27 protein-coding genes and 1 tRNA gene are annotated in these 26,461 nt (G+C 72.9%); 16 read left to right on the top strand and 12 right to left on the bottom strand.

Features of this window, described 5'->3' with window-relative positions; all coding sequences use genetic code 11:
* Nucleotides 1-64: 64 nt before the first annotated feature.
* The 4 genes from Sco07f_RS03445 (at nt 65) to Sco07f_RS03430 (ending at nt 5,207) form a co-directional block, all read left to right on the top strand.
* Nucleotides 65-2,293: a glycoside hydrolase domain-containing protein gene (locus Sco07f_RS03445; RefSeq protein ID WP_007388405.1), complete on the top strand. Its 2,229-nt coding sequence runs from the start codon at nt 65-67 to the stop codon at nt 2,291-2,293.
* A gap of 14 nt (nt 2,294-2,307) precedes the next feature.
* Nucleotides 2,308-2,754: a hypothetical protein gene (locus Sco07f_RS03440; RefSeq protein ID WP_007388406.1), complete on the top strand. Its 447-nt coding sequence runs from the start codon at nt 2,308-2,310 to the stop codon at nt 2,752-2,754.
* Nucleotides 2,751-3,440: a hypothetical protein gene (locus tag Sco07f_RS03435; RefSeq protein WP_054100632.1), complete on the top strand. Its 690-nt coding sequence runs from the start codon at nt 2,751-2,753 to the stop codon at nt 3,438-3,440. The genes Sco07f_RS03440 and Sco07f_RS03435 overlap by 4 nt, the downstream gene beginning before the upstream one ends.
* Before the next feature lie 111 nt (nt 3,441-3,551).
* Nucleotides 3,552-5,207, top strand: a complete 1,656-nt coding sequence (locus Sco07f_RS03430) for a DUF8823 domain-containing protein (protein WP_108986885.1) — start codon at nt 3,552-3,554, stop codon at nt 5,205-5,207.
* Here the strand turns inward: Sco07f_RS03430 and Sco07f_RS03425 are convergent.
* On the bottom strand, nt 5,161-7,245 hold the full coding sequence (locus tag Sco07f_RS03425) for a bifunctional glycosyltransferase 87/phosphatase PAP2 family protein (protein WP_108986884.1): 2,085 nt from the start codon (nt 7,243-7,245) through the stop codon (nt 5,161-5,163). The genes Sco07f_RS03430 and Sco07f_RS03425 overlap by 47 nt on opposite strands.
* A 424-nt stretch (nt 7,246-7,669) precedes the next feature.
* Here Sco07f_RS03425 and proP point away from each other — a divergent pair, with 424 nt between their 5' ends.
* From proP to Sco07f_RS03410, 3 genes are read left to right on the top strand one after another with little or no spacing between them, the layout of a single operon-like run.
* The gene (gene proP, locus Sco07f_RS03420) at nt 7,670-9,055 is read left to right on the top strand and encodes a glycine betaine/L-proline transporter ProP (RefSeq protein ID WP_042822203.1); all 1,386 of its coding nucleotides are present in this window, start codon (nt 7,670-7,672) and stop codon (nt 9,053-9,055) included.
* A 26-nt stretch (nt 9,056-9,081) separates the two neighbouring features.
* Entirely contained in the window at nt 9,082-9,639 is a 558-nt protein-coding gene (locus Sco07f_RS03415) for a GNAT family N-acetyltransferase (protein WP_007388410.1), read from the top strand.
* The gene (locus tag Sco07f_RS03410) at nt 9,636-10,307 is read left to right on the top strand and encodes an O-methyltransferase (protein ID WP_054100628.1); all 672 of its coding nucleotides are present in this window, start codon (nt 9,636-9,638) and stop codon (nt 10,305-10,307) included. The genes Sco07f_RS03415 and Sco07f_RS03410 overlap by 4 nt, the downstream gene beginning before the upstream one ends.
* Nucleotides 10,308-10,320: 13 nt before the next feature.
* Here Sco07f_RS03410 and Sco07f_RS03405 read toward each other — a convergent pair whose 3' ends face one another.
* Entirely contained in the window at nt 10,321-10,713 is a 393-nt protein-coding gene (locus Sco07f_RS03405; RefSeq protein ID WP_164243925.1) for an FHA domain-containing protein, read from the bottom strand.
* Nucleotides 10,714-10,794: 81 nt separating this feature from the next.
* Between Sco07f_RS03405 and Sco07f_RS03400 the strand changes: the two genes are divergently transcribed.
* Nucleotides 10,795-11,202, top strand: coding sequence for a DnaJ family domain-containing protein (locus tag Sco07f_RS03400; RefSeq protein WP_007388412.1), 408 nt, complete (start codon nt 10,795-10,797; stop codon nt 11,200-11,202).
* 10 nt (nt 11,203-11,212) lie between these two features.
* On the opposite strand, the gene Sco07f_RS03395 is transcribed toward Sco07f_RS03400, so the two are convergent.
* Both Sco07f_RS03395 and Sco07f_RS03390 read right to left on the bottom strand, forming a co-directional pair.
* The gene (locus Sco07f_RS03395) at nt 11,213-11,782 is read right to left on the bottom strand and encodes a hypothetical protein (RefSeq protein ID WP_108986882.1); all 570 of its coding nucleotides are present in this window, start codon (nt 11,780-11,782) and stop codon (nt 11,213-11,215) included.
* Nucleotides 11,783-11,786: 4 nt separating this feature from the next.
* Nucleotides 11,787-12,473: a hypothetical protein gene (locus Sco07f_RS03390; protein WP_054100626.1), complete on the bottom strand. Its 687-nt coding sequence runs from the start codon at nt 12,471-12,473 to the stop codon at nt 11,787-11,789.
* 163 nt (nt 12,474-12,636) lie between these two features.
* Here Sco07f_RS03390 and Sco07f_RS03385 point away from each other — a divergent pair, with 163 nt between their 5' ends.
* The gene (locus Sco07f_RS03385; protein WP_042826050.1) at nt 12,637-13,137 is read left to right on the top strand and encodes a GNAT family N-acetyltransferase; all 501 of its coding nucleotides are present in this window, start codon (nt 12,637-12,639) and stop codon (nt 13,135-13,137) included.
* A 10-nt stretch (nt 13,138-13,147) separates the two neighbouring features.
* Here Sco07f_RS03385 and Sco07f_RS03380 read toward each other — a convergent pair whose 3' ends face one another.
* Nucleotides 13,148-15,250: an MDR family MFS transporter gene (locus Sco07f_RS03380; RefSeq protein ID WP_054100625.1), complete on the bottom strand. Its 2,103-nt coding sequence runs from the start codon at nt 15,248-15,250 to the stop codon at nt 13,148-13,150.
* A gap of 200 nt (nt 15,251-15,450) precedes the next feature.
* On the opposite strand from Sco07f_RS03380, the gene Sco07f_RS03375 reads away from it, so the two are divergent.
* The gene (locus Sco07f_RS03375; RefSeq protein ID WP_054100624.1) at nt 15,451-16,632 is read left to right on the top strand and encodes a peptidoglycan-binding domain-containing protein; all 1,182 of its coding nucleotides are present in this window, start codon (nt 15,451-15,453) and stop codon (nt 16,630-16,632) included.
* Between the two features lie 73 nt (nt 16,633-16,705).
* Here the strand turns inward: Sco07f_RS03375 and Sco07f_RS03370 are convergent, their stop codons facing one another.
* Both Sco07f_RS03370 and Sco07f_RS03365 read right to left on the bottom strand, forming a co-directional pair.
* The gene (locus tag Sco07f_RS03370; RefSeq protein WP_108986881.1) at nt 16,706-17,371 is read right to left on the bottom strand and encodes an HAD-IA family hydrolase; all 666 of its coding nucleotides are present in this window, start codon (nt 17,369-17,371) and stop codon (nt 16,706-16,708) included.
* Nucleotides 17,372-17,578: 207 nt separating this feature from the next.
* A complete protein-coding gene (locus Sco07f_RS03365) occupies nt 17,579-18,160 on the bottom strand; it encodes a TMEM165/GDT1 family protein (protein ID WP_042826057.1) in 582 nt (193 codons plus the stop codon).
* 455 nt (nt 18,161-18,615) lie between these two features.
* Between Sco07f_RS03365 and Sco07f_RS03360 the strand changes: the two genes are divergently transcribed.
* The 4 genes from Sco07f_RS03360 (at nt 18,616) to Sco07f_RS03345 (ending at nt 22,577) form a co-directional block, all read left to right on the top strand.
* Nucleotides 18,616-19,260, top strand: coding sequence for an HNH endonuclease family protein (locus Sco07f_RS03360; protein WP_007449118.1), 645 nt, complete (start codon nt 18,616-18,618; stop codon nt 19,258-19,260).
* A 100-nt stretch (nt 19,261-19,360) separates the two neighbouring features.
* On the top strand, nt 19,361-21,013 hold the full coding sequence (locus Sco07f_RS03355) for an alkaline phosphatase D family protein (protein WP_108986880.1): 1,653 nt from the start codon (nt 19,361-19,363) through the stop codon (nt 21,011-21,013).
* Between the two features lie 253 nt (nt 21,014-21,266).
* Nucleotides 21,267-21,728 carry a DoxX family protein gene (locus tag Sco07f_RS03350; protein ID WP_007449121.1) on the top strand — a complete coding sequence of 154 codons (462 nt, stop codon included), beginning with the start codon at nt 21,267-21,269 and terminating at the stop codon, nt 21,726-21,728.
* A 207-nt stretch (nt 21,729-21,935) separates the two neighbouring features.
* Entirely contained in the window at nt 21,936-22,577 is a 642-nt protein-coding gene (locus Sco07f_RS03345) for a DedA family protein (protein WP_054100621.1), read from the top strand.
* Nucleotides 22,578-22,689: 112 nt separating this feature from the next.
* Here Sco07f_RS03345 and Sco07f_RS03340 read toward each other — a convergent pair whose 3' ends face one another.
* A complete protein-coding gene (locus Sco07f_RS03340; RefSeq protein WP_054100620.1) occupies nt 22,690-22,923 on the bottom strand; it encodes a DUF2277 domain-containing protein in 234 nt (77 codons plus the stop codon).
* Between the two features lie 4 nt (nt 22,924-22,927).
* Nucleotides 22,928-23,473: a GNAT family N-acetyltransferase gene (locus Sco07f_RS03335; protein ID WP_007389741.1), complete on the bottom strand. Its 546-nt coding sequence runs from the start codon at nt 23,471-23,473 to the stop codon at nt 22,928-22,930.
* Between the two features lie 115 nt (nt 23,474-23,588).
* Here Sco07f_RS03335 and Sco07f_RS03330 point away from each other — a divergent pair, with 115 nt between their 5' ends.
* Nucleotides 23,589-23,930: a DUF8825 domain-containing protein gene (locus Sco07f_RS03330; RefSeq protein WP_087791114.1), complete on the top strand. Its 342-nt coding sequence runs from the start codon at nt 23,589-23,591 to the stop codon at nt 23,928-23,930.
* 51 nt (nt 23,931-23,981) lie between these two features.
* On the opposite strand, the gene Sco07f_RS03325 is transcribed toward Sco07f_RS03330, so the two are convergent.
* From Sco07f_RS03325 to Sco07f_RS03315, 3 genes are all read right to left on the bottom strand, one after another.
* Nucleotides 23,982-24,686 (bottom strand): DUF305 domain-containing protein, encoded by a 705-nt coding sequence (locus Sco07f_RS03325; protein ID WP_108986879.1) that lies wholly within the window; start codon nt 24,684-24,686, stop codon nt 23,982-23,984.
* Between the two features lie 82 nt (nt 24,687-24,768).
* Nucleotides 24,769-25,233 (bottom strand): DUF6153 family protein, encoded by a 465-nt coding sequence (locus Sco07f_RS03320; protein WP_159106920.1) that lies wholly within the window; start codon nt 25,231-25,233, stop codon nt 24,769-24,771.
* A 91-nt stretch (nt 25,234-25,324) separates the two neighbouring features.
* A tRNA-Val gene (locus Sco07f_RS03315) sits at nt 25,325-25,399 on the bottom strand.
* A 227-nt stretch (nt 25,400-25,626) separates the two neighbouring features.
* Between Sco07f_RS03315 and Sco07f_RS03310 the strand changes: the two genes are divergently transcribed.
* On the top strand, nt 25,627-26,397 hold the full coding sequence (locus Sco07f_RS03310) for a DUF4097 family beta strand repeat-containing protein (protein ID WP_007449137.1): 771 nt from the start codon (nt 25,627-25,629) through the stop codon (nt 26,395-26,397).
* The last annotated feature ends 64 nt before the right edge of the window (nt 26,398-26,461 follow it).

Below are 26,461 nucleotides of genomic sequence, written 5' to 3'. Positions count from 1 at the left end.
CGGTCGAGCGCGGCCTCACTCGGGCTCGGGTGGCGGCGCCCTCCGTCCGAGAGGAAGCCGGCCCATGGCTGACGAGATGGTGCGCGCAGCGCAGCAGTTCATCAACACCACGTATGACGACGGCGCCAAGCTGGGCATATCGCGGCTCGACGAGAACGGCCAGACGAGCTGGACCGTGATGTACGCCCTGACCCGGGCGCTCCAGTACGAGCTGGGCATCTCCGGCCTGTCGAACAACTTCGGCCCCACGACGCTCTCCACGCTCCAGTCGAAGTACCCGAACATCCACGCCTCGGGCGCTCCCGAGAACATCGTCCGGATCGTGCAGGCCGGCCTGTACTGCAAGGGGTACGACGGCGGCGGCATCGACGGGACGTACAGCGAGCGGGTCCAGGACTCGGTGCTGTCGCTGAAGTCGGACATGGGTGTCGACTTCGCCTACCCCGGCGGTGACGTGGTCCCGAAGGTCTTCAAGGGCCTGCTGAACATGGACCCGTACGTCACCGTCAACGGCGGTTCCGAGCAGATCAGGGCCGTCCAGCAGTGGATGAACGGCGAGTTCGTCAACCGCCGGGACTTCTACATCGTGCCCTGCGACGGACACCACTCCCGGACCGTCGCCACGGCCATGCTCTACGCGGTGCAGTACACGATCGGTATGGCCGACGGCGTGGCCAACGGCAACTTCGGGCCGGGCACCAAGTCCGGGATCAAGGCGCACACGCTGTCGGTGGGGTCGTCCGGCACCTGGGTGCAGCTCTTCACCGCGGGCATGCTGCTCAACGCGCGGCCGGTGTCGTTCGGCGGCACCTTCACCTCGGCGCTCGCCGACGCCGTCCGCTCGTTCCAGTCGTTCGCCAAGCTCCCGGTGACGGGACAGGGCGACTTCTCCACCTGGGCGTCGCTGCTGGTGTCGTACGGCGACCAGGACCGCAAGGGCTCCGCCTGTGACGGCGTCACCCGGATCACCCCCGACCGGGCCAAGGCCCTCAAGGCGGAGGGGATCACGATCGTGGGGCGCTACCTCACCAACCCGGTCCCGGGCGGCGGCACGGTGCCCGAGAAGGAGATCCAGTCCGGGGAGTTGCAGACCATCGCCGACGAGGGCATGCGCTGCTTCCCGATCTACCAGACCTTCGGCCGGGGCGCGAGCGACTTCAGCTATCCGCTGGGGCGCGCCGCGGGCCAGGCCGCGATCAACGCCGCCCTCGACCACGGGTTCAAGTCCGGGGCCAGGATCTTCTTCGCCGTCGACTTCGACGCGTACGACTACGAGGTCACCGACAGCGTCCTGCCGCACTTCAAGGGCATCGAGGACGCGATGCGCGACGACGGCAACCGGTACACGGTCGGCGTGTACGGCCCGCGCAACGTGTGCACGCGCGTGTCCGACGCCGGACACGCCTCGGCGTCGTTCGTGTCCGACATGTCCTCCGGGTTCTCCGGCAACTTCGGATACCCGCTGCCCGCGAACTGGGCCTACGACCAGATCGTCACCAAGACCGTCGGCTCCGGCAGCGGCTCCATCAACATCGACGTCAACATCGCCTCCGGACGGGACAGCGGTCAGGGATCCTTCGACCCGCCCCGCGGCGTCAAGCCCGACACCCGTCTCAGCCCCGACGTCACGACGGCCATGGAGACCGACGTCGGCAAGTACATGGAGTCCCTCGGCTTCCCCCTCGACGGGGGACTGCGGTCGTACCAGCACTGGAAGTGCTTCGAGCGCACCGTCACCGCGCACGACGACCTGATCACGGAGCTGTCGAACCGGCACAACATGCGCAAGGCGCTGATCCAGACCACCGCCTACTGGGAGATGCGGCACATCTCCCCGGACGACGAGGCGGCCTGGGCCGCGGTCATCCTGGCCTTCAACACGACCCGGCAGTACATCCGGGACACCTCCACCGGCATCGCCAAGCAGCGCGCCGTCACCCTCATCGGCGCCTGGAACCACGCGCTGGACAAGGGGTACGGGTCGGGTCAGCCGCGCCGGGACGTGTCGGTGGACGAGGACAAGTACAACGCGTGGAAGCAGGCGTACGACAGCGAGACGTACGCCCTGACCAGCGTCGCGCTGATCCACCGCTGGGACATCGACGGCAAGCCCGGCGGCGACGACGACTCACCGGCCCTGCGCCAGCCCACCCTGGGCTACACGGACCAGGAGATCTACGAGGTCCTGCGCCGCTACCAGGGTCCCGGCGACGTCGCCTACGAGGAGGCCAAGAAGAGAATGGGGCTCTACTACGTGATGGAGAAGTACAACTCCATCTCCCGCAACCTCTGACAGGAGTACGGCACATGTCAGGCGACCAGCCCTACGCCGAGCACGAGGGGGCCGTCCTGCTGCTGTTGCTGCTGGCCGGTCTCGTCGCCGTGGTGTGGCTCACGGTCCGCGCGGTCACCGGCCTGGTGCGGGCCCGCCGGAACGGCACGACCCTCCTCGGCCCGGCGGCCGTACTGGCCTGGGACGCGGCGGTCGGCATGTACACCTGGGGGCTGCTCCACCTGTTCTTCTTCGACGACCACGCCCAGGCCGAGGCCTGTGCGAAGGCCGTCGAAGGCAGGGTCACCGGCTACGAACCGACCTTCGTGCCGCTGCACTTCGGCTGCCGCGCCGGTGACGGCCGGGTGACCGAGGCGGTCGTCCCGTCCTATCTCAACCCCGCCACCCTGCTGCTCGGCATCTGCGCACTCGTCCTGACCTGGCTCGTCATCGCACACCACAAGAAGGGCACCCACACGTGACCACCCCCCTGTCCCGCCGCCACGTCCTGCGCCGTGCCGCCTTCCTGGCCGCCGGGGCCGCCGTCGGCTCCCAGGTGCTGTCCTCCCCCGCCCTCGCCCAGCCGGCCGGTCCGGAACCCGACAAGCTGCGCGAGTCGGTGCGCAAGGCGCAGGAGCGCAACAAGCGCGTCCTGAGCGGCGTCCCGTCCCGCAACGGCTGGGAGATGGAGAAGACCGCCGACAACCGCGGGCACGTCTACACCAGACCCGTACCGGGCCTTCCGGTCGACGGCGTCCAGGTACGCATGGGCGACGTCGAAACCGTGCTGGTCCATGTGGTCCGCCGCTTCCACTACGAGGTCGACGAACTGCGCCACGGCGACGTGACCGGCTGGCGCCACCCCTCCACGGTCCGCAAGGGCATGGCCGAGTCGAACCAGGCGTCCGGTACGGCGGTCCAGATCCGGCCGGGTTCCTACCCGTCGGGAGTGCGGGGCGGCTTCTTCCCGCAGCAGTTGACGGTGATCCGGGACATCCTCGCGGAGTGCGGCGGTGTGGTCCGCTGGGGCGGCGACGACAAGCACCCGGACGAGGCGCTGTTCTACATCGACGTCAAGCCCGGTGACGACAGGCTGCCGAAGCTCGCCGAGAAGATCGTGGAGTGGGACTGGACCCCCGGCAAGGGGGCCGGTTCCGGCACCGGCTGAGCCGGAGCGGGAGCCGGACCCGGTCCGGGCCAACGTTTCTGTTCGATTTATCGTCTTCGCACGTGTGTCCACTCCGGGCACGCTCGATGACCTCGAACGGAAACCCCGACCGTGGCCCCTGCCGAACTCACCGTCCGCCGGCCCGAACAGCGCCGGGACAGACGTCCGGGCAACGCCCTGCGCGCCTTCGGGCGCCGGCATCGCGTGCCGCTGCTCGCGACCCTGCCCACCATTCCGCTGTACGCGGTGTGGTGGGCGTTTCTCGCGACGGGCGGCGGGGACCTCGCCGCGCAGGAGGCGTGGGCCGACTTCGCCTCGAACCACGGGGGTTCGGCGTACGGGCTGTTCTGGTACGGCGGGATGCACACCGCCAACTACAGCGTCTTCTCGCCGTACTTGATGGCGCTGGTCGGTGTCCGCACCGTCACGGTGGTGTCCGGGCTCGCCGCCTCCTGGCTCGCGGCGGTGCTGCTGGTGCGGGGCGGGGTGCGCCGGCCCGTGTGGCCCGCGCTGCTCGCCTCCCTGGCGCTGTGGTGCGACGTCGCCTCGGGCCGGGCCACCTTCGCGCTCGGCGTCGCGCTCGCCCTGGCGGCCTGCGTGCCGCTGGTGCGGGAGCGGCGCCTGTGGCTCGGCGCCGGGTACGCGGCGCTGGCGACGATGGCCTCGCCGGTGGCCGGGCTGTTCGTGGCCGTCGTGGGCGCCGCGTTCCTGCTCGTACGGGACTGGGGGCGCGCCCTCGTCCTGCTCATACCCCCGGCGGCCGTGGTCGGGCTGACGACGCTGTTCTTCCCCTTCACGGGGGAGCAGCCGATGCCGTTCGCCCGCATCTGGCCGCCGGTCCTGCTCGGTCTCGCCGTCACCGTGCTGGCCCCGCACACCTGGCGGGTCGCCCGGTGGAGCGGGGCCGTGTACGCGCTGGGGACCGTGCTGACGTATCTGATCGCCTCGCCGGTCGGGACGAACGTCGAGCGGTTCGCCGAGTTGTTCGCGCCCGCCGTGCTGCTGGCGGCCCTGCTCACCGCCCCGCCCGCGCTCACCGCGGACCGGGTGCGGCGGCTCGCGCGGGGGCTGCTGGCCGTCGCGCTCGCCTACTCCGTGTGGTGGGTGGGCGGCAAGACCGTGAGCGACCTGAGGGTGTCCACCGTCGTGCCCGCCTGGGCCGCCGAGACGGAGGGTGTCGTGGCGGCTCTGGAGGGGTTCGGCGCCGACCGGACGCGGGTGGAGGTGGTGCCCGCCCGCAATCACCGGGAGGCCACCCTGCTCGCCCCGCACGTCAACATGGCCCGCGGCTGGAACCGGCAGCTCGACGTGGAACGCGGACGCCTGTTCTACGACGGCAGCTTCTCCGCGGCCACCTACCGGGAGTGGCTGGACCGGTGGGCGGTCGGTTTCGTCGTCGCCCCGCTCGGCAAGCCGGACGGTCCGGCGAGGGCCGAGGCGAAGCTGGTCCGGGACCCGGAGCGGCGGCCCGAGTGGCTGGAGCCCGTCTGGCGGGACGCGCACTGGCAGGTGTACCGGGTGCGGGACGCCGTACCGCTCGTCTCCGCGCCCGGCACCGTCGTTTCCACCGGCCCCGCCGACCTCGTACTGCGCGTGGCGCGGCCCGGCGCGGTGACCGTGCGGGTCGCCTGGTCGCCGTGGCTGCGCAGCGACGGCGGGTGTCTCGCGCAGGAGGGCGAGTTCACCCGGCTGACGGTCGACGAGCCGGGCGAGTACCGGATCAGCTCGCGGTACGGTCCTTCGCCGGGGCCGGGGGGCCGCTGCTGACGCCGGGCGCGGGCTCCGCGGGCTCCTTCGCCGCCGCCACGGCCGTCCGGGCCCGCGGGCCCTGGAACCAGTACGTCAGCCCGAAGCCCGCCGCGACCACGGCCGCGCCGCCCACCGCGTCCAGCACCCAGTGGTTGCCGGTCGCCACGATCGCCGAGACGGTGAAGAGCGGGTGGAGCAGGCCCAGGGCCTTCATCCACATCCTCGGCGCGATGACCGCGATCACCACCCCGCACCACAGCGACCAGCCGAAGTGCAGCGACGGCATCGCCGCGTACTGGTTGGTGAGGTGGGTCAGCGTGCCGTAGTCCGGCTTGGAGAAGTCCTGCACGCCGTGCACGGTGTCGATGATCCCGAGGCCCGGCATCAGCCGCGGCGGGGCCAGCGGGTAGAGCCAGAAGCCGACCAGGGCCAGCAGCGTGGCGAAGCCGAGGGAGGCGCGGGCCCAGCGGTAGTCGACCGGGCGGCGCCAGTACAGGATGCCGAGGACGGTCAGCGGGACGATGAAGTGGAACGACGTGTAGTAGAAGTCGAAGAAGTCCCGCAGCCAGCCGACGCCGACCACCGCGTGGTTGATCGTGTGCTCGATGTCGATGTGCAGGAACCGCTCGAGGTCCAGGATCTGCGTCCCGTGCTCCTCGGCCCGCGCCCGGCCCGCCGAGTTGCTGCCCCCGGTCGCGGCGAGGCGGACCTGGGAGTAGGCGGCGTAGGTGACCCGGATGAGCAGCAGCTCGAGGAGGAGGTTGGGGCGGGTGAGGACCCGGCGCAGGAAGGGCAGCAGCGGGACGTGCTTGAAGCGGGCCGGGACCGGCGGCGCGTAGGCGGTCGGGGTCGGGTTCTCGAAGTAGGGCGACGTGCGCGGCAGGAAGGGCACGGCGACGGCGGCGGCCAGCGCGGCGAGCAGCACGACGTTGTCCCGCAGCGGGTACAGCGCCTCCATGTTCGGCAGCATCATCTTCGCGGGCAGCGTCATCACCAGGACGACGGCGACCGGCCACACGTACCGGTCGGAGGCCCGCTTGCCGACCCGGCCGACGAGCGCGGGCAGCACCCACAGCAGCTGGTGCTGCCAGGTGGCCGGGGAGACGACGACGGCCGCGCAGCCGGTGACGGCCACCGCGAGCAGCAGCTGGCCGTCACGGGCGTAGCGCACCGCGCGGCGCAGGGCCAGGACGGCGACGGCGGCGCCGAGCAGGAGGAAGAGGGCGATCTCCAGCGGACCGTTCAGGCCGAGGCGGAGCAGGACGCCGTGCAGCGACTGGTTGGCGAGGTCGTCGGCCTCGCCGCCCAGGCCGACGCCGGCCATGTGGTGCACCCAGTACGTGTACGAGTCCTGCGCCATCGCCGCCCAGGCGACGGCGGTGCAGGCGGCGAACGTGATCGCGGTCGACACGGCGGCGCGTCTGCGGTCGGTGAACCACAGCAGGGGGACGAAGAGGAGGACGGTCGGCTGGAAGGCGGCGGCGACGCCGATCAGCACGCCGCCCACCCGGTCGCCCTGCGCCCCCCGTACGGCGAAGCAGCCCAGCAGGACCAGCAGGACCGGGATGATGCTGGTCTGGCCGAGCCAGAACGCGTTGCGCACCGGGAGGGACAGCATCAGCAGGCTGATGGCGACGGGCGCCGCCAGCAGCGCCGTACGGCGTCCGACGGGCTGGGGCAGGGCGCGGGCGGCGACCAGGCCGAGGGCCACCACCAGCAGCAGCGAGCCGAAGGTCCAGCCCCAGCCGAGGGCCTGTTCGGCCGCCCGGGTGAAGGGTTTGAGGACGAGGCCGACGAACGGCGTGCCGGTGAACTGAGTGGAGTCGTACAGCGACCCCTCCACGTGCAGGACGCCGTGCTCGCCGACCCAGGTCTCCAGGTCCGTCAGGCGTTCCCCGCGCGGGGTGCCGAGGACCGACGCCACCTGCCGTACGGCCAGGACGGCGGCGATCAGCCACAGGCCGAGACGTGCGACGCGCAGCCGTGCTCTGGTCGCGTCGGCGGCCGTGGCTCCGAAGGAATCCGCCGGTCGCCCACTGTGCTCCGCATTCGCCACGCCTCGTCGGCCTCCCGCCCCGTTCGTACCGTCCGCACGTACCCTACGTACCGCGTTCGTGTACGCGGTGTGTCGTCCCTGCGAACCCTATGAGGCTCGCACCACCTTCGGAGGAAGACGCGAGCACCCCCCACTCAACCTGACAACCGCCCGCCTTTCGATCCGGCGAGCGAGAAGGATCACAGCTCGCGGCCGAGGGAACCGCGCACGGCGCGCGCATGTCCCCTGCGTGCACGCCATTTCGGTGCACAGTGCAACGAAAAGCATACCGGGCGTAAACGGCGCATCAGCGCCTATGGTCGCTTTTCTGCCCGTGGCCGAGTGCCGCGGGCTCTTTCCGGCCCGGCGACAGCGCCGCCGTACGGGTCACACGGCGTTCCCCCGCCTCCGTCCCTGTCCCCGTCGAAAGCAGGCGAGCGTAGTTTTGTCGGCCGCCCCCGTCGCCACTCCCCCGTCCCGCACGACCCCCGCACCCGTCCCGCGTGCCTCCGGCGCCCCCACCGCCACCGATCCCGCGCTCGTCCGGCGTGCCGTCAAGGCGGCGGCGCTGGGCAACGCGATGGAGTGGTTCGACTTCGGCGTCTACAGCTACATCGCCGTGACGCTGGGCAAGGTCTTCTTCCCGTCGGGCAATCCGACCGCGCAGCTGCTCTCCACCTTCGGCGCCTTCGCCGCCGCCTTCCTGGTTCGTCCCCTCGGCGGCATGGTCTTCGGTCCGCTCGGAGACCGGGTCGGCCGGCAGAAGGTGCTCGCCGTCACGATGATCATGATGGCGGCGGGCACGTTCGCCATCGGCCTGATCCCGTCGTACGCGACGATCGGCGTCTGGGCGCCGGTGCTGCTGCTGCTCGCCCGGCTGGTGCAGGGCTTCTCCACCGGCGGTGAGTACGCGGGCGCGTCCACCTTCATCGCCGAGTACGCGCCGGACCGGCGCCGCGGGTTCCTGGGGAGCTGGCTGGAGTTCGGCACGCTCGCCGGGTACATCGGCGGCGCCGGCCTGGTGACGCTGATGACGGCGCTGCTGTCGGACGGCGACCTGATGTCGTGGGGCTGGCGCATCCCGTTCCTGATCGCGGGCCCGATGGGCATCGTCGGCCTGTACCTGCGGATGCGGCTCGAGGAGACCCCGGCGTTCGCGGCCGAGGTGGAGAAGGCGGAGACGGCGCGGGTGAAGGTGCCGCTGCGCGAGATGGTCACCGGTCAGTGGCGGGCGCTGCTGCTCTGCGTCGGCCTGGTGCTGGTCTTCAACGTCACCGACTACATGCTGCTGTCGTACATGCCGAGCTACCTGACCAGCGAGCTGGAGTACGACGAGACGCACGGGCTGCTCGTGGTGCTGGGCGTGATGGCCCTGATGATGGTCGTCCAGCCGTTCGCGGGCGCGCTGACCGACCGGGTCGGACGGCGGCCGGTGATCGCGGCGGGCTGCGCGGGCTTCCTGCTGCTGTCCGTCCCGGCGCTGCTGCTGATCCGCGAGGGCAGCCTGCTCGCGGTCGCCCTGGGCATGGGCGCGCTGGGCCTGCTGCTGGTCTGCTTCACCGCCTCGATGCCGTCCGCGCTGCCCGCCCTCTTCCCGACCCGGGTGCGCTACGGCTCGCTGTCGATCGGCTTCAACGTGTCTGTGTCCCTGTTCGGCGGGACGACACCGCTGGTGGTGACGGCGCTGATCGGAGCGACGGGCGACATGATGATGCCCGCGTACTACATGATGGCCGCGGCCGTGGTCGGCGGCGTGGCGGTGTGGTTCATGACGGAGTCGGCGGGCCGCCCGCTGCCGGGCTCGGCACCGGCGGTGGAGGGACGGCGCTGATCGCCCCCGTCTGAGAGACTGCCAGGATGATGGTCAGACTCGCCGAGGAGCGAGACTTCCCCGGATTCCTGGGCCTGGCGGGCCAGGTGGAGCACTGGTTCGGCCCGATGGTCGAGGAGGCCGGATTCCACGACGCGGTGCGCGAGCACATCCGCCGGGGCGCGGCCCTGGTCGCCGTCGCCCCGGCCCCGGACACCGGCGCGAGCCCGGGTGCGGGCGCGGAGCTGCTCGGCGGGCTCCTGTTCGGCACGGACACGGAGGCGGACGCGCCGGTCCACCACGTCCACTGGCTGGTCGTGTCCCGGCAGGCCCGCGCGGGCGGCGTCGGCCGTGCCCTGATGCGGGACGCGATGCGCAGATGGGTGCGGGAACCGGCCGACGTCGAGGTGGTCACCTTCGGCGCCGACCACCCCGGCGCCACCGAGAGCGGCGCCCGCGCCTTCTACGAACGCCTCGGCTTCACCCCCGCCGAAGTCGTCGCCCCCGGCCCGGAGGGCGGCTCCCGCCAGCTCTTCCGCCTCGGGGCACGGGTCCGGCCCGCGCACCGGGAACACGTCACGACGTACACGGGAGGCCCCGCATGAGCGAGTCGAAGGTCTGGGACGACGTCGACAGCTACTTCATCAGCCACCTCGCACCGGACGACGACGCCCTGGCGGCCGCCCGCGGGGAGAGTGACGCCGCCGGGCTCCCCCCGGTGAACGTCGCCGCCAACCAGGGCAAGCTCCTCCAGCTCCTCGCCCAGATCCAGGGCGCCCGCACCATCCTGGAGATCGGCACCCTCGGCGGCTACAGCACCATCTGGCTGGCCCGCGCCCTGCCCTCCGACGGCCGCCTGGTCACCCTGGAGTACAGCGCCCGGCACGCGGAGGTGGCCACCCGCAACATCGCCCGCGCCGGCCTCGACGCCCTCGTCGACGTCCGGGTGGGTCCCGCGCTGGAGTCCCTGCCGAAGCTCGCCGACGAGAACCCGCCGCCCTTCGACCTGGTCTTCATCGACGCCGACAAGGGCAACAACCCGCACTACCTCGAGTGGGCCCTCAGGCTCACCAGCACCGGCAGCCTGATCGTCATCGACAACGTGGTCCGCGGCGGCCGCGTGGCCGACGCCGGCGACACCGGCGACGACGTGCGCGGCACCCGCGCCGCCATCGAGCTGATCGGCAGCCATCCGCGGCTCAGCGGCACCGCGGTCCAGACGGTCGGCACCAAGGGGTACGACGGTTTCGCCCTGGCACGCGTGCTGGCCTGACCCCGCCGAGCGGCTACGCCTCGTGGTAGAAGCCGACGTTGACGCTGCGCGGCTCCGCGCGGTCCTGGACCACGACCTCGCCGCTGCCGCCCCTGGGCAGCGGCACCGTGCCGCCGTACGGCAGGGACTGCAAGTGTTCGCCGATGGTCAGCCGGACCTCGCTGGAGGGGTCCGGCTGGGAACCGCGCAGCCAGCTCAGCCGCCAGGTGCCGTCGGCCCCGCAGCGGAACTCCAGGTGGACCCGGGAGACGAACAGCCAGTCGTCCGGCGTCGACAGCCGGCACACGGACCTGTCCCTGCCCACGCGCAGCACCGCGTCCGGCTCGCTGGGCGCGTCGGCCATCTGCATGCCGGCCGTGGCGCCCGCGTCCGCCGCGGTGACGGCGGCCATGGTGAGTTCGAGCACGTGCGCTCCTTCTGGGTCCGTTGGCCTGTCGCCGCCGCATGATAGATCGACCGGTGGTGTGCTGTCCGGCACAATGGGGTCATGACCGAGCGAAAGCCACCTGGCGTCGACTTCGAGTCCTGGGTCGACAAACAGATCCGTGATGCGGACGCGCGCGGCGAGTTCGCCGAACTGCCCGGCGTCGGCAAGCCCCTGCCGAGCGAGATGGACAGCACCTACGACGAACTGTGGTGGGTCAAGCGGAAGATGGCCCGCGAGGGCTTCTCCGTACTGCCGCCCACACTGGCCCTCCGCAAGGAGGCCGAGGACGCCCTGGAGGCGGCGGCGAAGGCCCCGTCGGAGCGGGTGGTCCGCCGCATCGTCGAGGAGATCAACGTCAAGATCCGCGACGTCATGTTCAAACCGCCGCCCGGCCCCCCGCTGGGTCTGAAGCCCTACGACGTCGAAGAGGTCGTACGGCGGTGGCGGGAGGGCCGGGCGGAGCGGTGACGCCCGTCGCTCACAGGCGCATCAGACGGTCCGCCAGCTCGCGGTAGTCCCGTAGCGCCAGGCGGAGTTGCTCGGTGTCCGTGCTGGGCGCGCCGCCGGCCTGCCCGGCCTCCTGCCAGGAGGTGCGCAGGGCCTGCCGACGGTGCGCCACGGCGTCCGTGAGGACGGCGGCGACCTCCTCCAGGACCCGGTCGGCCTCCTCGACGGAGGCTCGCGGCGCGTCCACGAACCCGGCCACCGCGTGGTGCAGCCGCTCACCGAGCCGGTCGGACGCACCGGGCGGGAGGAGCGCGGGGGCCGACGCGGGGGTGGTCGCCGGGGTTGCCCCGGCGGCGGTGCGGGACACGGCGGCAGTGGCGGCGTCGCCGCCCGCCCGGGTGCCGGGGGCGGCGCCGGAGTTGGGGACGGGGTCGGCCCCGGTGCCGGGACCGGCAGGGGTGCGGGGATCGGCGACCGCGCCGGGATCGGCGGCGGTGCCGGGGTCGGCGGCGATGCCGGGATCGGGACCGGTATCGGCAGGGGTGCCGCGGTCGGCAGCCGTGCCGCCGATCTTGCCTGTGGTGCCTGTCACGTCGGACATTGCCTCAGCTCTCCTTCGGCCGGCGCTTGCCGAGCGACCACCCGTGCGGCGCCCGGGCCGCGCGAGTCGGTGCCGGTGCCGGTTCGCCGGCTTCGGTACCGGTCCGCCGCCCGTCGCCGCCGTCGTGGCGGGCCGGGCGCATCAGGGCCTCGAACAGGGCGCGGGCCTCGACCATGGACGCGCGCATCTCCTCCGTCCCCGCGCCACCGCCGTCCCGGGCGTCGTCCACGCGCGCGTGGGTCACGCGGTGCACGCGGCGGTAGCCCTCGACGTGGTGGGCGTGGTGCACGGACAGCGCCGTGAGCTGCTCCTCGTACTGCCCGCCGTCCGGGAAGCCCCGCGCGCCGGCGAGTTCCGCGAGCAGCCGGTCCGCCTCGGCGACCGCCTCGCGCGGGGAGTCGACGAAGCGCTCCTGGGCCGCGGTCCAGCGCGCCTCGAAGCGCTCGCGCTCGGCGGACTCCAGGGGCCGTGTGCGCAACGACCCGTGCCGCCGCACCCGTTCGGTCAGTTCGCGTTCGGCGGCCTTGGTGTCGCCGTCGTGCCGGGCGACGGCCAGGTCGTACTCGGGCCCGAAGCGGCGCTTCAGACTTCCGCCGTGCTGGGGGCCCCGTGCGCGCAGGGCAAGGACGGCCGCGGCGACGAGCACGACCGCCACGACCACGATCAGAGCGATGATCACGCCTGTGGACATGAGTGCCTTCCGGGTATTCCGCCTGCCGGCTCTCCGAGCAAGCCGGTTCGCGGTTCGGGTTGCCTCCGGGGCCGCGCTCAAACGGCGCACGGCGTGCGCCGAGGGCGCATCGGTGGGAAAATACGCTTGCTCCGTCCACCGGTCCCTGCCGACCATGCCCGTCATGACCTGGACCGTCGCCCCGGAACCGTACGACTCCCCCGTCGCCGCCGCCCTCTGGCGCGCGTACTACACGGAGGTGAGCGACCGCTGGTACCAGCTGTACGAGGGGCGCTCCACCGACCCCGACGAGCTGGAGCGGGAGATCGCCGCGTACTCCGGCTCCGACCTCGTACCGCCCCGGGGCGGGCTGCTGGTCGCGCGCTACGGCGGTGAACCGGCCGGCACCTCGGGCGTGCGGCTGCTGGACGACGCGACCGCCGAGCTGACCCGGGTGTTCCTGTACGCCGGGATGCGCGGCCGGGGCGGCGCCGCGCTGCTCGTGCGGGCCGCCGAGGACGTGGCACGCACGCTCGGGGCCGAGCGCATGGTCCTGGACACGCGCGGCGACCTGATCGAGGCCCGCGCCCTGTACGCGCGCCTGGGCTACACCGAGACCGAGGCGTACAACGAGAGTCCCTACGCCGAGCACTGGTTCGCCAAGCCGCTGCGCCGCGACTCCTGACGGCGCCCCTCTAGCCGGCCCGCGCGGGCGAACGCCCCTTGCGCCGCTCCTCCCCCTCGCGTCCCGTGCGCCGGTCCTGCGGGCGCTCCCGCTCCGAGCCGCACAGTTCGCCGGTCAACTCGTGCACGAGTTGCACCAGGTCGGTCGGGCGGTCCGGCCCCCACCAGTCGCCGAGCAGTTCGGCGAGGGAGTCCTCGCGGGCCAGCGCCAGCCGTTCGGCGACCTCGCGGCCCCGGCGGGTGAGGACCAGGTCGGGGCCCTCCCGGACGGCCAGGTGCCGTTCCTCGACCTGGCGGGCGGCCGCCATCACGGTGGCCAGCGGGACGGGACTGCGCTCCGCGAGCTGGGCCGGCTCCACCCGGCCGTACCTCCGGACCCGCAGCAGCATCCAGCTCGACGCGGGCAGCAGGTCGTACCCCGCCCGTGCGGTGATCCGGCGGTAGATCTCCCGGCGGCCCTCCCGGGTGCCGAGCACCGACAGGGCGCGGCACACCTCGTCGTGCGAGGAGCGCTCCACCGGGTTGCTGGCCAGGGTCTGGGTGGCGTCCGGCGCGGTGACCGAGCCGCGCAGCCGGTCCTCCTTGAGGAACCAGGCCAGGAGGAAGGCGACGAGGGCGACGGGGGCGGCGTACAGGAAGACGTCGGTGATGGAGGAGGCGTAGGCGTGGATCGCCTCGGGGCGCAGCGCGGGCGGCAGGGCGCCGATGCCGCGCGGGTCGGCCTTGAGCGTGTCCACGGAGACGCCGGGCGGCAGGGCGGCGCCCCGGAAGGCGTCGGTGAGCTGGTCGGCGAGTCGGCTCGCGAAGACCGTGCCGAAGATGGCCACGCCGAACGAGGCGCCGATGGACCGGAAGAAGGTCGCGCCGGAGGTGGCGACGCCCAGGTCCTCGTAGGCGACGGCGTTCTGCACGATGAGGACGAGGACCTGCATCACCAGGCCGAGGCCCAGGCCGAAGACGAAGAAGTAGGCGCTCACCTCGCCGGTGGCGCTGTTCTCGTCGAGCTGGTGCAGCAGGAGCAGCCCGAGGGTGGTGACGGCGGTGCCCGCGACGGGGAACACCTTCCAGCGGCCGGTACGGCTGACGATCTGCCCGGAGACGGTCGACGACAGCAGCAGGCCGAACACCATCGGCAGCATGTACACACCGGACATGGTGGGGGTGACGCCCCGCACAACCTGCAAGAACGTCGGCAGGTAGGTCATCGCGCCGAACATCGCGAAGCCGATGACGAAGCTGATGACGGCCGAGAGGGTGAAGGTGCGGACGCGGAAGAGCTTGAGGGGCAGGACGGGCTCGGCCGCCCGGCGTTCCACGGCCACGAAGAGGGCGGCGAGGACGACCGCGAGCACCGCGAGCCCGATGATCTGCGGGGAGCTCCAGGCCCAGGTCGTGCCGCCGAGCGAGGCCACCAGGACCAGGCAGGTGGCGACGGAGGCGATGAGGAGGGTGCCGAGGTAGTCGATGACGTGCCGGGTGGTGCGGCGCGGGATGTGCAGGACCGCCGCGATCACGGCCAGGGCGACGATGCCGATGGGCAGGTTGATGTAGAAGACCCAGCGCCAGCTGAGGTGCTCGGTGAAGACCCCGCCGAGCAGCGGCCCGAGCACGCTGGTCGCCCCGAACACCGCGCCGAACAGCCCCTGGTACCGGCCGCGTTCGCGGGGCGGGACCAGGTCGCCGACGATCGCCATCGACAGCACCATCAGCCCGCCGCCGCCCAGCCCTTGCAGGGCGCGGAAGGCGATCAGCTGGCCCATGCCCTGCGCGATGCCGCACAGCGCGGAACCGACCAGGAAGATCCCGATCGCCAGCTGGAACAGCTTCTTGCGCCCGTACTGGTCGCCGAGCTTGCCCCACAGCGGCGTCGCGGCGGTCGCCGCCAGGAGGTACGCGGTGACCACCCAGGACAGGTGCTCGAGACCGCCCAGATCGCTGACGATGGTCGGCAGCGCCGTCGAGACGATGGTCTGGTCGAGCGCGGCGAGCAGCATGCCGAGGAGCAGGGCCCCGATGGACACGAGCACACCGCCGGCGACCTGCTCCCGCTCCTCCGGCACCCCGGGCCCCCGCCCGGGGTCCGCCTCCGCAGCCTCGCGCACCTCTCCGGCCATGTGGACCTCCACGGATGTCATGACTCGCGCGCGTACCGACGCGCGCTGCCCATCCTGGTCGGTGTGACCGGATATGGCCGTTTCAGTCCTCCGGGAAGCCGGTATTCCGGGGGCGTGTGCGCGGAAGTGTGGAGAAGATCTGCATAATCTCTGAAGTTCGCGAGGGGAGTCGCGAGGGGCGCGAGGGGAGGGACGAACGCGTGGAGCAGGAGAAGGAGCCGTCGCAGGAGCGGCCGGGGAGGGCCTCGTGCCCGGAGTGCGGCACGCCCAGAGCGGCGGACAACACCCCGTCCTGCGCCTGCGGGACACGGGCGTCCGACGCCCTGCGCGACGCGCGCACGGCCCAGGCGGCAGCGGCGGAGGACTTCGACCCGCTGCGCATACGGCCGTACGTCGAGCTGGACGGGGCGGCGGAGCCCTCCGGTACGCCCGAGGCACCCGGGGCGTCCGCGGCGCCCGCGGCGTCCGGCGAGCGCCCCGACGGGTCCGCGTCCGACCCGGACGCCACCATGACGCTGCGCGCGGTCGGTGCGGGTGCGGACGGAGGTGCGGGCGCCGGTACCGGTGCCGGTTCGCGCGACGGAGGCACGAAGGCGGCACCCGCGCTGCCGACGCCGCTCGCCCCGTCGGCCGGCTCGCCCAGCGCGCACGACCTGCGCCTGTTCGAGGCTTCCGCCACCGCGCCCCTTCCGCAGGTCTCGCGGCCGGGCCCGGGCACCGGGGGCGCGAGCGGCGGCGGACGGCCCTCGCGCGGGCGCCGCAAGGGCCTGCTGCTGAGCGCGGCCGGAGCGGTCGTGGTCGTGGTCGGCGCGGCGGGATACGCCAGCGGGCTGTTCTCGTACGACACCCCGTCGCGGGACGGCGCCCTGCCGGACGAGGTCCGGGCGAGCGTGCCGGACCCGTCGACCGGCGAGGCCTCACCGAGCGAGGAGCCCAGCGCTTCCCCGGCCTCGTCGGCGCCCTCCGCTTCCCCGTCCCCGTCTCCGTCGGCGTCCGCCTCCGCCTCCGCCTCGGCGAGTGCGAGCGCCTCCGCCTCGCCGTCCCCGTCGAGCGCCTCGCCCACGGCGTCCCGGCCGGCCGAGCCGACGCAGAGCACGACCGCACCGGCCGAGGACGCGCCGCCGGAGTCCGAGGAAGAGGGCCTCGCCCCGGGCGACGGCCCCACGCTCCAGCGCGGCGACCAGGGCCCGGAGGTCGTGGAACTCCAGCAGCGCCTGAGGGGGATGGACATGTACTGGGGCGACTTCAACGGCAACTTCAACCGCCAGGTCGAGGACGCGGTCCGCCAGTACCAGTGGTACCGCGGCATCTACACCGACGGGGTCGGCGTCTACGGCCCGGACACCCGCCGCAGGCTCGAGTCGGAGCAGCGACAGCGGTAGCCGCACGAGGGGCGGGCCAGGAGCCCGGGCAGGCGGGCCCCCGATGGCTGTCCCGGCCGTCCCGGCCGTCCCGTCAGCCGATGTGCAGGCGCAGCGTGCCGTCCGCGCCGGCCTCGACGCGCACCCGCGTGAGGTCCTCCACGACCACGTCCGGCCCGTGGAGCCCGGCGCGCGGCCCGACCCCGACGACGCGCATCCCGGCGGCGCGCCCGGCCGCGATGCCGGCGCCGGAGTCCTCGAAGACGATGCAGTCGGCGGGGGCGATGCCGAGCTCGGCGGCGCCCTTGAGGAAGCCCTCCGGGTCGGGCTTGCTCGCGCCGACCGACTCGGCGGTGACCCGGACGTCCGGCTGTGCGAGCCCGGCGGCGGCCATCCGCGCGGTGGACAGGGCCACGTCGGCCGAGGTCACCAGGGCGTGCGGCAGCCCGCGCAGCGAGGCGAGGAACTCCGAAGCGCCGGGGATCGCGACGACGCCCTCGGTGTCGGCGGTCTCCTCGGCGAGCATGCGCGCGTTGTCGGCGTGGTTCTGCTCCATGGGCCGGTCCGGCAGCAGCAGCGCCATCGAGGCGTAGCCCTGCCGTCCGTGGACGACCTTCATGACCTCGTCGCCGTCCAGCCCGTGCCGGTCGGCCCAGCGCCGCCAGACGCGCTCGACGGCGGCGTCCGAGTTGACGAGGGTGCCGTCCATGTCGAGCAGCAGGGCACGGGCGGGCAGAACGGTGGTGGCGGTGGCCGTCATCGGCAGACTCCAAGGCACGGGGAGGAGAAACAAGGTGGCCCCGCCCGCCGGTCAGGGAGAACGGGCGGGAGCCACTTTGTTCATCCACGGTACAAAACGGAGCGGGGATAGCGCCAGCGGCCCGCGCCACCGATGCCCGCCCGGCCCCCGCCGACCGCCCCCGCCGACCGCCCCCGCGGACCGGTGGCGGCCCGGGCCGGCCGGCACTCAGCCGCTGATCGCCTCCCACAGGCTCCACACGCCCAGGCCCAGCATGAGCACGGCCGCGATCTTCGTGATCAGCGCCAGCGGCACCCGCTTCATCAGGGCCTTTCCACCGACGATGCCGAGCCCGGCCACCGCCCACAGCGCGAGCACCGCACCGAGACCGACGGAGAGCGGATCGTCGTAGCGGGCGGCGAGGTTGGCCGTCATGATCTGCGTCAGGTCGCCGAACTCGGCGACCAGGATGAGCATGAATCCCGCCCCGGAGACCTTCCAGAAGGACTGGTCCTGCGGCTTGCGGACCTCCTCGTCCTCGTCGTCCTTCTTCATCAGCAGCACGGCGGCACCGCCGAGGAACAGCACGCCGGTGATCGCGTGCACGAGCTGCTGCGGCAGCAGGGTCAGCACACTGCCGGCCGCGACCGCGAGCACGACGTGCAGCAGGAAGGCGGCGGCGACGCCCGCGAAGACGTACGAGGCGCGGTAGCGGGTGCCGAGGACGAGGCCGGCGAGGGCGGTCTTGTCCGGCAGTTCGGCGAGGAAGACGACACCGAAGACGAGCGCCGTCACGGTCAGGCTGATCAAGATTCCTCAATCGGTCGGGGCCACCCCACCGAGAGTGCTGATTGCGCGGATCCCACGATCCGCGCGACGCGCGACACCTCGGCACGGCAGCACACGGATCCACCCGTGCCGTACGGCACGGGCGTGCACTGCTTGCCGAAGGTCTCGCTGGCCAGCCTCGCGCACGAGGCCTGCCTCCGGGCGCCGGCTCAGGCGGGCTGAGCAGTATGTCGACGGTCCGGCGAAGAGCTACTCCCCTTCTGCGCCGTCCATAGTACGCGAACCTCCGGACGGGACCGAGGGCCGAAAGTCCCGCGCCGAGTCCCGTCAAGGTCCTGTGACGAGTCCCGTCACACTCCTAGACGTGCCATGCACACGTCACTAACTTCTTACCGACCGCACACCTGTGCGTCATGCGGCGTCGCGAGCATTCCCCTGCCCGCGTCCCAACACCCCCACACCTCAAGGGAGTTCGCATGCCGAAGTTCTACGCGCGTCGACGGCTCGGTTTCCTCGCCGCGTTCACCGGGCTCATAGCCTCCGCCGGGCTCCTCAACGGCCCGGCCGCCTCCGCCGCCCTCCCCACCCCGGTCAGCGCCGCCACCGCCCGCACCTACCTCTCCTCCCTCACGGTGGCCTCCGAGGACCGCACCGGCTACGACCGCGACCTCTTCCCGCACTGGATCACCCAGTCCGGCACCTGCAACACCCGCGAGACGATCCTCAAGCGGGACGGCGAGGACGTCGTCACCAACTCCTCCTGCGCCGCCACCAGCGGCACCTGGTACTCCCCGTACGACGGCGCCACCTGGTCCGCCTCCTCCGACGTGGACATCGACCACATGGTCCCCCTCGCCGAAGCCTGGGACTCGGGCGCCGACTCCTGGACCACCTCGCGCCGGCAGTCCTTCGCCAACGACCTGACCCGGCCCCAGCTCCTCGCGGTCACCGACAACGTCAACCAGTCCAAGGGCGACCAGGACCCGGCCACCTGGATGCCCTCGCGCAGCGCCTACCGCTGCACGTACGTGCGCGCCTGGGTGCAGGTGAAGTACTACTACGACCTCTCGGTCGACTCGGCGGAGAAGTCCGCCCTCCAGGGCTACCTCGCGAACTGCTGACGCGCCGTCCACCGTCCGTTCGTCCATCCGTTCGGCCCGGAACCTCCCCGCCGGCCTCCGTCGTTCCGTACCGTACGGTGCGACGGAGGAGAGGATCATCATGGCGGGACTGCGCCTGGGCCCACTGCTGAGATACGCCGACGGTTCGTGCGCGACCGTCTGGGTGGAGACGAGCGGCCCCTGCACCGCCGAGGTGCGCTGCGCCGACGGCGCCCGGGGCACGGCCCGCACCTTCCGGATCGCGGGCCACCACTACGCCCTGGTCCCGGTCGGCGGTCTGACCCCGGGTACGGCGACGGAGTACGAGGTACTCCTCGACGGCGCGAGCGTGTGGCCGCCGGCCGACTCCCGCTTCCCGCCCTCGGTGATCGCCACGCCCACGGACGACGACGGCATGCGCGTCGCCTTCGGCTCCTGCCGCTGGGCCGCGCCACCGGCCGGCGGCAAGGACTCGGTGGGCCCGGACGCCCTGGACACCCTCTCCGCCCGTCTCGCGGCCGACCCCGAGCGCGCCCGCCCCGACGTCCTGCTGCTGCTCGGCGACCAGGTGTACGCGGACGAGGTCTCCGACGCGACCCGCCACTGGCTCGCCGGCCGCCGCGACCTGGACCGGCCCCCAGGCGACCAGATCGCCGACTACGAGGAGTACACCCGCCTCTACTACGAATCGTGGCTCGACCCCGAGGTGCGCTGGCTGCTGTCCACCGTGCCCAGCTGCATGATCTTCGACGACCACGACGTCATCGACGACTGGAACACCTCCGCCGCCTGGCTCGCCGACATGCGGGCCACCGACTGGTGGCAGGAGCGGCTGCTGAGCGGGCTGATGTCGTACTGGGTGTACCAGCAGCTGGGCAACCTCTCCCCCGACGAGCTGACCGCCGACCCGCTCTACGCCGCCGTCCGCGGGACCCCCGACGGCACCGACGCCCTGCGCGCGTTCGCCGCCCGGGCGGACTCCGACCCGGCCTCCGTCCGCTGGAGCTACCGGCGCGACTTCGGGCGCACCCGGCTGCTGATGGTGGACTCCCGCGCGGCACGCGTCCTGGACGAGGACCGCCGCACGATGCTCGACCCGGGCGAGGCCGCCTGGCTGCGCGAACAGATCCTGGAGGGACGGGGCGACAGTGACAGCGACAGCGCGTACGACCACCTGCTGATCGGCACCTCCCTGCCCTGGCTGCTGCCCCACCTGGTGCACGACGTGGAGGCGTGGAACGCCGCGATGTGCGGCGGCGAGCGGGGCGAGCGCTGGGCGCGGCGCGGCGAGTGGATCCGGCGCGGGGCCGACCTCGAGCACTGGGCCGCGTTCCCGTCGTCCTTCGACGCGCTCGGCGACCTGATCGCCGAGGCCGGTACGGGACCGGGGGCGCCCGCGACGGTGAGCGTGCTGTCCGGCGACGTCCACCACGCCTACGTGGCCGAGCCTTCGTGGGCGGGGCGTGCGCCCGACGCGCGGGTGGCCCAGCTGACCTGCTCCCCGGTGCACAACTCCGTGCCGCTCTCGATCCGCCTCGGCTTCCGCTTCGGCTGGAGCGCCCCGGCGCGAGCGCTCGGGCGGCGCATCGCCCGGCACGGACGCTGTGCGCCGCCGGCGGTGAGCTGGCGCAGGACGGGCGGCCCCTGGTTCGGCAACCAGATCATGACGCTGACGCTGCGGGGCCGGTCGGCGCGACTGCGCCTGGAGCAGGCCCGGGCGAACCGCGACGGCACGAACGTGCTCCGGATGATCACGGACCGGGAACTGGCGTAGGCGGGATACGCCGGGCGGGGCGTGCGGCGGGCGGGGCGGGGTATGAATTGAGTCACGTCCGCAGGCCGCACCGCGGGCGTGGGAGCGCTCCCACCTGCCTCGGCGTCCATGCCGTGCAGGTGACCGCACGTCAGGCTATGGCTAAATGTTGAACTTGCAAGTACTCATTAGGCACACCTAACGTGGGCAGCCCACTCGGTTCCGTCCCCCGCCGGCCGCGCCCTCGGCCGGTCGACCGAAGGAGCAACCCCCCATGCCCGAACGCCTCAACGGCACCAACGCCCAGCCCTACGTACTCGGCTTGTTCCGCATGGTCGTCGGCCTGTTGTTCGCCTGCCACGGCGCCGCCTCCCTGTTCGGCGTCCTCGGCGGCGCGGCGGGCTCGGGCGGCACGATCGACGCGGGCACCTGGCCGGGCTGGTACGCGGCCGTGATCCAACTGGTCGGCGGCGGCCTCGTCCTGCTGGGCCTCGGCACCCGAGCCGCGGCGGTCGTCTCTTCCGGCTCCATGGCCTACGCGTACTTCAAGGTGCACCAGCCGGGCGCCCTGTGGCCGATGGAGAACGGCGGCGAGGCCTCCGTCATGTTCTGCTGGGTCTTCCTGCTGCTCGCCTTCACCGGTTCCGGCGCCTTCGGCCTGGACCGGCTCCTCGCGCGGCGCACGTCCGAGCGGAAGCAGCCCGCCCCGGAACCGAAGACGCCGGTCGCGGCCTGACCGGACCGCGCGGGGCTCCCCGTCGTCACGCACGCCGGCGGAGCCCTGCGCGGTCGACTTCGGTGTGAACGTCACGCGCCGAACACACGAGCCCCCTGTGAACCCTCTGTCACACCCCGGGCGTACGCTGTATGGCTGTCATTGGCCGATCCTGCCGTCCCCGCGTCTCGCGGCAGGCCCGGCCCACGGGGGAGTCGTCGGGGAGTTGTGGTCGTGGAGAGTCTGGGAGTCGTCGGGGCACTGGTCAGCAGCCCGTGGATCTATGCGCTGGTGGCCGTCTCGGTGCTCCTCGACATCTTCCTGCCGGTGCTGCCGAGCGGCGTCCTGGTGATCACGGCGGCGACGGCGGCGGCCGCCGGTTCGGGAGCGGCGGCTGCCGGACGGGTGCCGCAGGACGTCCCCGACATCCTCGTCCTGACGCTCTGCGCGGCGACCGCCTCCGTCCTCGGCGACCTGGCCGTCTACCGCCTCGCCTGGCGCGGCGGGGCACGGCTGGACCGCGCCATCGCCCGGTCCCGGCGGCTGACCACGGCGCAGGAACGTCTCGGCGGCGCCCTGGCCCGCGGCGGCGGCGCCCTCGTCGTCCTGGCCCGCTTCGCCCCGGCCGGCCGCTCGGTCGTCTCGCTGGTCGCCGGCGCGGCCCATCGCCGGATCCGCGAGTTCCTCCCCTGGTCGGCCCTGGCCGGGCTGGCCTGGGCCGCCTACAGCGTCGCCCTCGGCTACTTCGGCGGCCAGTGGCTGGGCGCGAGCTGGCTGACGACGGGCGTGTCACTGGCGGCGCTCTTCGGCGCGGGGGCGGGCGCGGCGTACCTGATGCGCCGCCAGCCCCGGACCGCCGAGGCCTCGTAGCAGCGGCACCGGCCTCATGGCGGCAGGTGCCGCGGTGCGGCCCGAGTGGTACGGGGCCGGGCGCGGTGCGGCCCGAGCGGCACGGGGCCGGGCGCGGTCCCGCCGGACGGCGTCAGGAGGCCCGTCGCGCGCCGCCGCCTCCCCGAATCTCCAGGCCGGCCAGCAGCTCGGCCGTGGCCTCGGCGACGGCCTCGACGGCGCGGTCGAAGGCCTCCTGGTTGTGCGCGGCGGGCGCGCGGAAGCCGGAGACCTTGCGTACGTACTGAAGGGCTGCGGCCCTGATCTCGTCCTCGGTGGCCTCCTCGGCCAGCACCGGCGGACGCAGGGTCTTGATGCTGCGGCACATGACGTCAGTCCTCCCTCTCCAGGTCCACGCGCCAGTCGTTGGACCTGATCCAGTGGCCCTTCGGATACTCGAAGTCGGCCTGCCCGAGCAGCGTGAACCCGGCTCCCCGGCAGACCGCGTTGGACGCGGCGTGGCCGACGCTCGGGAACGCGTGCAGATACCGGTGGGACCCGTCCGCCCCGGCCGCCTCCCGGACGGCGCGGGCCGCCCGCACGGCCAGCCCGCGCCCCTGGAACTCGGGCAGCACGCCCCAGCCGGCCTCCCAGATCTCGGCGCCCTGCCAGGTCCGCCGCCAGTACCCGACGGAGCCGACGGTCTCGCCGCCCGCCGCCAGGGTCACCCGGTACATCCGCCCCGGCGCCGGCTCCACGTACCGGCGGTTGCGGAGCAGGAGCTGCTCCTCGCTCTCCGGGCCGCCCAGGTGCGCCGTCATCTCCGGGCTGTTCAGCCTGCGCAGCAGCCACAGGTCCCCCTCCGCCCAGGGGACCAGGCTCACCTGCTGCCCGCCCGCCCCGGTCCGCCCGCCGTCGAACTCGTCCACACCGTCCATGTCTTTCACGGTAGGGCAGGGGTCTGACAGCCGGACCGGCCCGCGGCGCCACCCTTTCGCGTGAACCACCGAAGGGAACGCGCGCCTCAAAATCGAACAGGCGTATCATTGGAATGTGGCTACGACCTATGATTTCCCCAGTGACCTCCTCGCCGGTCAGGAGGAACTGCATCAGGTCCGGGCCGAGCTGGCGGCCCTGCTGAAGAGACTGCCGTGGTCCGTCGAACCGCTCGACGGGTTCAGCGACGACAACGGCTGGCGCAAGGTCGAGCGCCCGGCCTCGCCCGGCTGGTCGGCGGACGACCAGGCCGAGGTCGAGAAGCTCCGGCAGCGCGAGCGCGAGCTGGCCGTGTTCGTCAGCACCCATCGCTACTGGTCGGAGATCACCGGCCCCGACCAGGTGAGCGCCCGGTCGGCGCTGAAGCGCGCCCACGAGGCCCCGCCCGAGGACGCCTGAGGAACGTCACGCGGGCGGGACCGGTGTGCCGGGCCGGGGACGGCCGGAGACTCAGTCCTTGTCGTTCGCGCCGTCCTTGCCGTTCCCGCCGTTCCCGCCGTCCTTGCCGAGGAGCTTGTTCATCTCGGTGATCTCGGCGTTCTGCGCGGTGGCGATGGCGTCGGCGAGGTCCTTGGCCGGGGCGTAGCGGCCCTTGGCCTTCTCGGTCCCGGCCATCTCGACGGCGCCCTCGTGGTGCTCGACCATCATGGTCAGGAACATCGTGTCGAACTCCCGGCCGGAAGCCTCCTTCAGCTTCGCCATGTCCTCGTCGCCCATCATCCCGGGCATGCCCGAGTGCGCCGAGTGGTCCATGCCGGGCATCGACTCCGGCACTTCCTCGCCCCAGGCCGTCAGCCAGCCGGTCATGGTCGTGATCTCCGGGTCCTGTGCCTTCTCGATGCGCGCGGCGAGGTCCTCGACCCCGGCCGACGCCGACCGGTCCGCGGCCAGCCGTGCCATCTCGAGCGCCTGCCGGTGGTGCGGGATCATGCCCTGCGCGAAGGCGACGTCCTGGGCGTTGTGCGCGTTCTCGCCGGTCTCGTTCCCGGCCGTGCTCCCCGCCTCGGCGCCCGCGGAGGCGGAGGCGTGCGGGCCCTCGTGACCGCTGCCGCCGTCGCCGTCGCCGCAGGCGGCGAGGAGGAACGCGGCGGTGGCCGTCGCCGCCGCCAGGGCGGTACGGCGCGTGCGGATACGGATGCTGGTCCTGCTGGTCATGCGTGAACTCCTGCTGTGAGGGGGGATGGACATGCCGGTGCACCGCGCCGCGCCCTGGCGGCGCGGGTGCGGGGGGCGGTGTCTATATCCGCAGGAGCTGGAGTTCGGCGAGGGAGGGCGGCGCCCGCGCACCGTCCGGTGCGGCGGCCGCGTACGCGCGTACGATCCCGTCGCACCCGACGACGGGGACCGGGTCGGGGACCGGCGCCGGCAGCACCGGTCCGTCGCTCACCGCGCCGGACGCGCACATCGCGTCGGCATGCCGGAGATGGCCGCCGCCGCAGGAGCCGTCGTCCTGCGGGCAGCCCGCGTGCGCCGCGCCCGCGCCCGTCGTCGGGGACCCCGCCGAACGCGTGTGCGTGCCCGGGCCCGTGGAGGCGGCCATCGGTGCCGCCGACGCGTGCCGGTGCCCGGCGGAGTGCTCCGGGAGGCCGCCGCCGGGCGCCAGCCCGTGCATGCCGAGGAGTCCGGCGAACAGCCCGAGCACGCACACGGCCCGCCACCACCGCGCGGGCGGTCGCGGGACGTACTGCTCGGGGCTTCTCACGGACCTCATCCTAGGGAGGCGGGGAACGAGCGCACGCGTAAGGCCCCCGGAAGAACTCCGGGGGCCTTCGCGCCGACGACGGCGCCGGTCCTGGTGGGCGCGGACGGTTTCGAACCGCCGACATCCTGCTTGTAAGGCAGGCGCTCTACCCCTGAGCTACGCACCCAGGACGAGTCGACAGCCTACATGGCCCGGGGCGCTGCCCGGCAAACGTGTTCGCACCGTGCCCGGCCGACGGGCCGGGGGTTATCCCCACCCCGGATCCGGTAGCGGTCCGGATCCCGGCGGGGGCCCGCGCTCCGTACGGTCGAAGAGCCTCGCCGACGGGGCCGTCCGCCACCGCGGAGGGGCTCGGGCGCGGCACCTCGTCGTCCGTTCCAGGGGGAGACCGTCATGCCTGCCCGTACCGTTCCCGTCCGCGTGTCCGCCGCCGTCGGCGCCGTCGCCGTTCTCGTCGCGGGCCTGAGCGCCTGCGCCTCCGCGTCGGACGACAAGGACCCCGAGCACCGGTCGTTCGACCTGCCGGGCCGCACCCTCACCGTGGACACCGACGACTCCGCCCTGGAAGTCGTCGCCTCGGACGACCACGCGTCCGGCAGGATCGAGGTGACCCGGTGGTTCTCCGGGTCGGTCGCCGTCGGTTCGGACCCCGAGGCGACCTGGAAGATGGACGGCGACCGGCTGGTGCTGCGGATGCACTGCTCCGGCGTCATCGCCGACTGCGCGGCCAAGCACCGCGTCGAGGTGCCGCGCGGCATCGCCGTCAAGGTGAGGGACGGGGACGGCAGCGTGCGGGCGAGCGGGTTCGAGGACGCGTTGGACATCCGTACCGGCGACGGCTCCGTGCACGTCACCGACTCCTCCGGGCCGCTGAGGCTGCGCACCGACGACGGCTCCGTACGGGCCGCGGTCTCCTCCCGCCGGGTCAGCGCGCACACCGGCGACGGCTCGGTCCGGCTGGACCTCGGCGCCGTCCCGGACGAGGTCGAGTCCCGTACGGGCGACGGCTCCGTGACGATCTCGCTGCCCCGGGCCACGTACAAGGTGTCCACCGACACCGGTGACGGCGCGGTCGACGTGTCCGTGCCCACGGACGACACCAGCGCGCACGTGGTCGACGCCCGGTCCGGTGACGGCAAAATCACGGTCCGAACCGCGAACTGACCGGCCCGTGTGTTCGTCCTCAACGGGTGGGAGAATGAACCCGGGCAGGACGGACGACACGGGA

It is taken from the genome of Streptomyces coelicoflavus, from assembly GCF_003112555.1.
GTDB classification, from domain to species: domain Bacteria; phylum Actinomycetota; class Actinomycetes; order Streptomycetales; family Streptomycetaceae; genus Streptomyces; species Streptomyces coelicoflavus.
Note: the sequence above shows the minus strand (reverse complement) of the source record. Positions and strands in the feature narration are given on the sequence as shown.

Excerpts from the sequence above, each read along its gene's own strand:
- Sco07f_RS03445 (WP_007388405.1), top strand. The coding sequence starts at position 65 with ATGGCTGACGAGATGGTGCGCGCAGCGCAGCAGTTCATCAACACCACG.
- Sco07f_RS03440 (WP_007388406.1), top strand. The coding sequence starts at position 2,308 with ATGTCAGGCGACCAGCCCTACGCCGAGCACGAGGGGGCCGTCCTGCTG.
- Sco07f_RS03415 (WP_007388410.1), top strand. The coding sequence starts at position 9,082 with ATGATGGTCAGACTCGCCGAGGAGCGAGACTTCCCCGGATTCCTGGGC.
- Sco07f_RS03410 (WP_054100628.1), top strand. The coding sequence starts at position 9,636 with ATGAGCGAGTCGAAGGTCTGGGACGACGTCGACAGCTACTTCATCAGC.
- Sco07f_RS03400 (WP_007388412.1), top strand. The coding sequence starts at position 10,795 with ATGACCGAGCGAAAGCCACCTGGCGTCGACTTCGAGTCCTGGGTCGAC.
- Sco07f_RS03395 (WP_108986882.1), bottom strand. The coding sequence starts at position 11,782 with ATGTCCGACGTGACAGGCACCACAGGCAAGATCGGCGGCACGGCTGCC.
- Sco07f_RS03390 (WP_054100626.1), bottom strand. The coding sequence starts at position 12,473 with ATGTCCACAGGCGTGATCATCGCTCTGATCGTGGTCGTGGCGGTCGTG.
- Sco07f_RS03385 (WP_042826050.1), top strand. The coding sequence starts at position 12,637 with ATGACCTGGACCGTCGCCCCGGAACCGTACGACTCCCCCGTCGCCGCC.
- Sco07f_RS03380 (WP_054100625.1), bottom strand. The coding sequence starts at position 15,250 with ATGGCCGGAGAGGTGCGCGAGGCTGCGGAGGCGGACCCCGGGCGGGGG.
- Sco07f_RS03370 (WP_108986881.1), bottom strand. The coding sequence starts at position 17,371 with ATGACGGCCACCGCCACCACCGTTCTGCCCGCCCGTGCCCTGCTGCTC.
- Sco07f_RS03360 (WP_007449118.1), top strand. The coding sequence starts at position 18,616 with ATGCCGAAGTTCTACGCGCGTCGACGGCTCGGTTTCCTCGCCGCGTTC.
- Sco07f_RS03355 (WP_108986880.1), top strand. The coding sequence starts at position 19,361 with ATGGCGGGACTGCGCCTGGGCCCACTGCTGAGATACGCCGACGGTTCG.
- Sco07f_RS03350 (WP_007449121.1), top strand. The coding sequence starts at position 21,267 with ATGCCCGAACGCCTCAACGGCACCAACGCCCAGCCCTACGTACTCGGC.
- Sco07f_RS03340 (WP_054100620.1), bottom strand. The coding sequence starts at position 22,923 with ATGTGCCGCAGCATCAAGACCCTGCGTCCGCCGGTGCTGGCCGAGGAG.
- Sco07f_RS03335 (WP_007389741.1), bottom strand. The coding sequence starts at position 23,473 with ATGGACGGTGTGGACGAGTTCGACGGCGGGCGGACCGGGGCGGGCGGG.
- Sco07f_RS03325 (WP_108986879.1), bottom strand. The coding sequence starts at position 24,686 with ATGACCAGCAGGACCAGCATCCGTATCCGCACGCGCCGTACCGCCCTG.
- Sco07f_RS03310 (WP_007449137.1), top strand. The coding sequence starts at position 25,627 with ATGCCTGCCCGTACCGTTCCCGTCCGCGTGTCCGCCGCCGTCGGCGCC.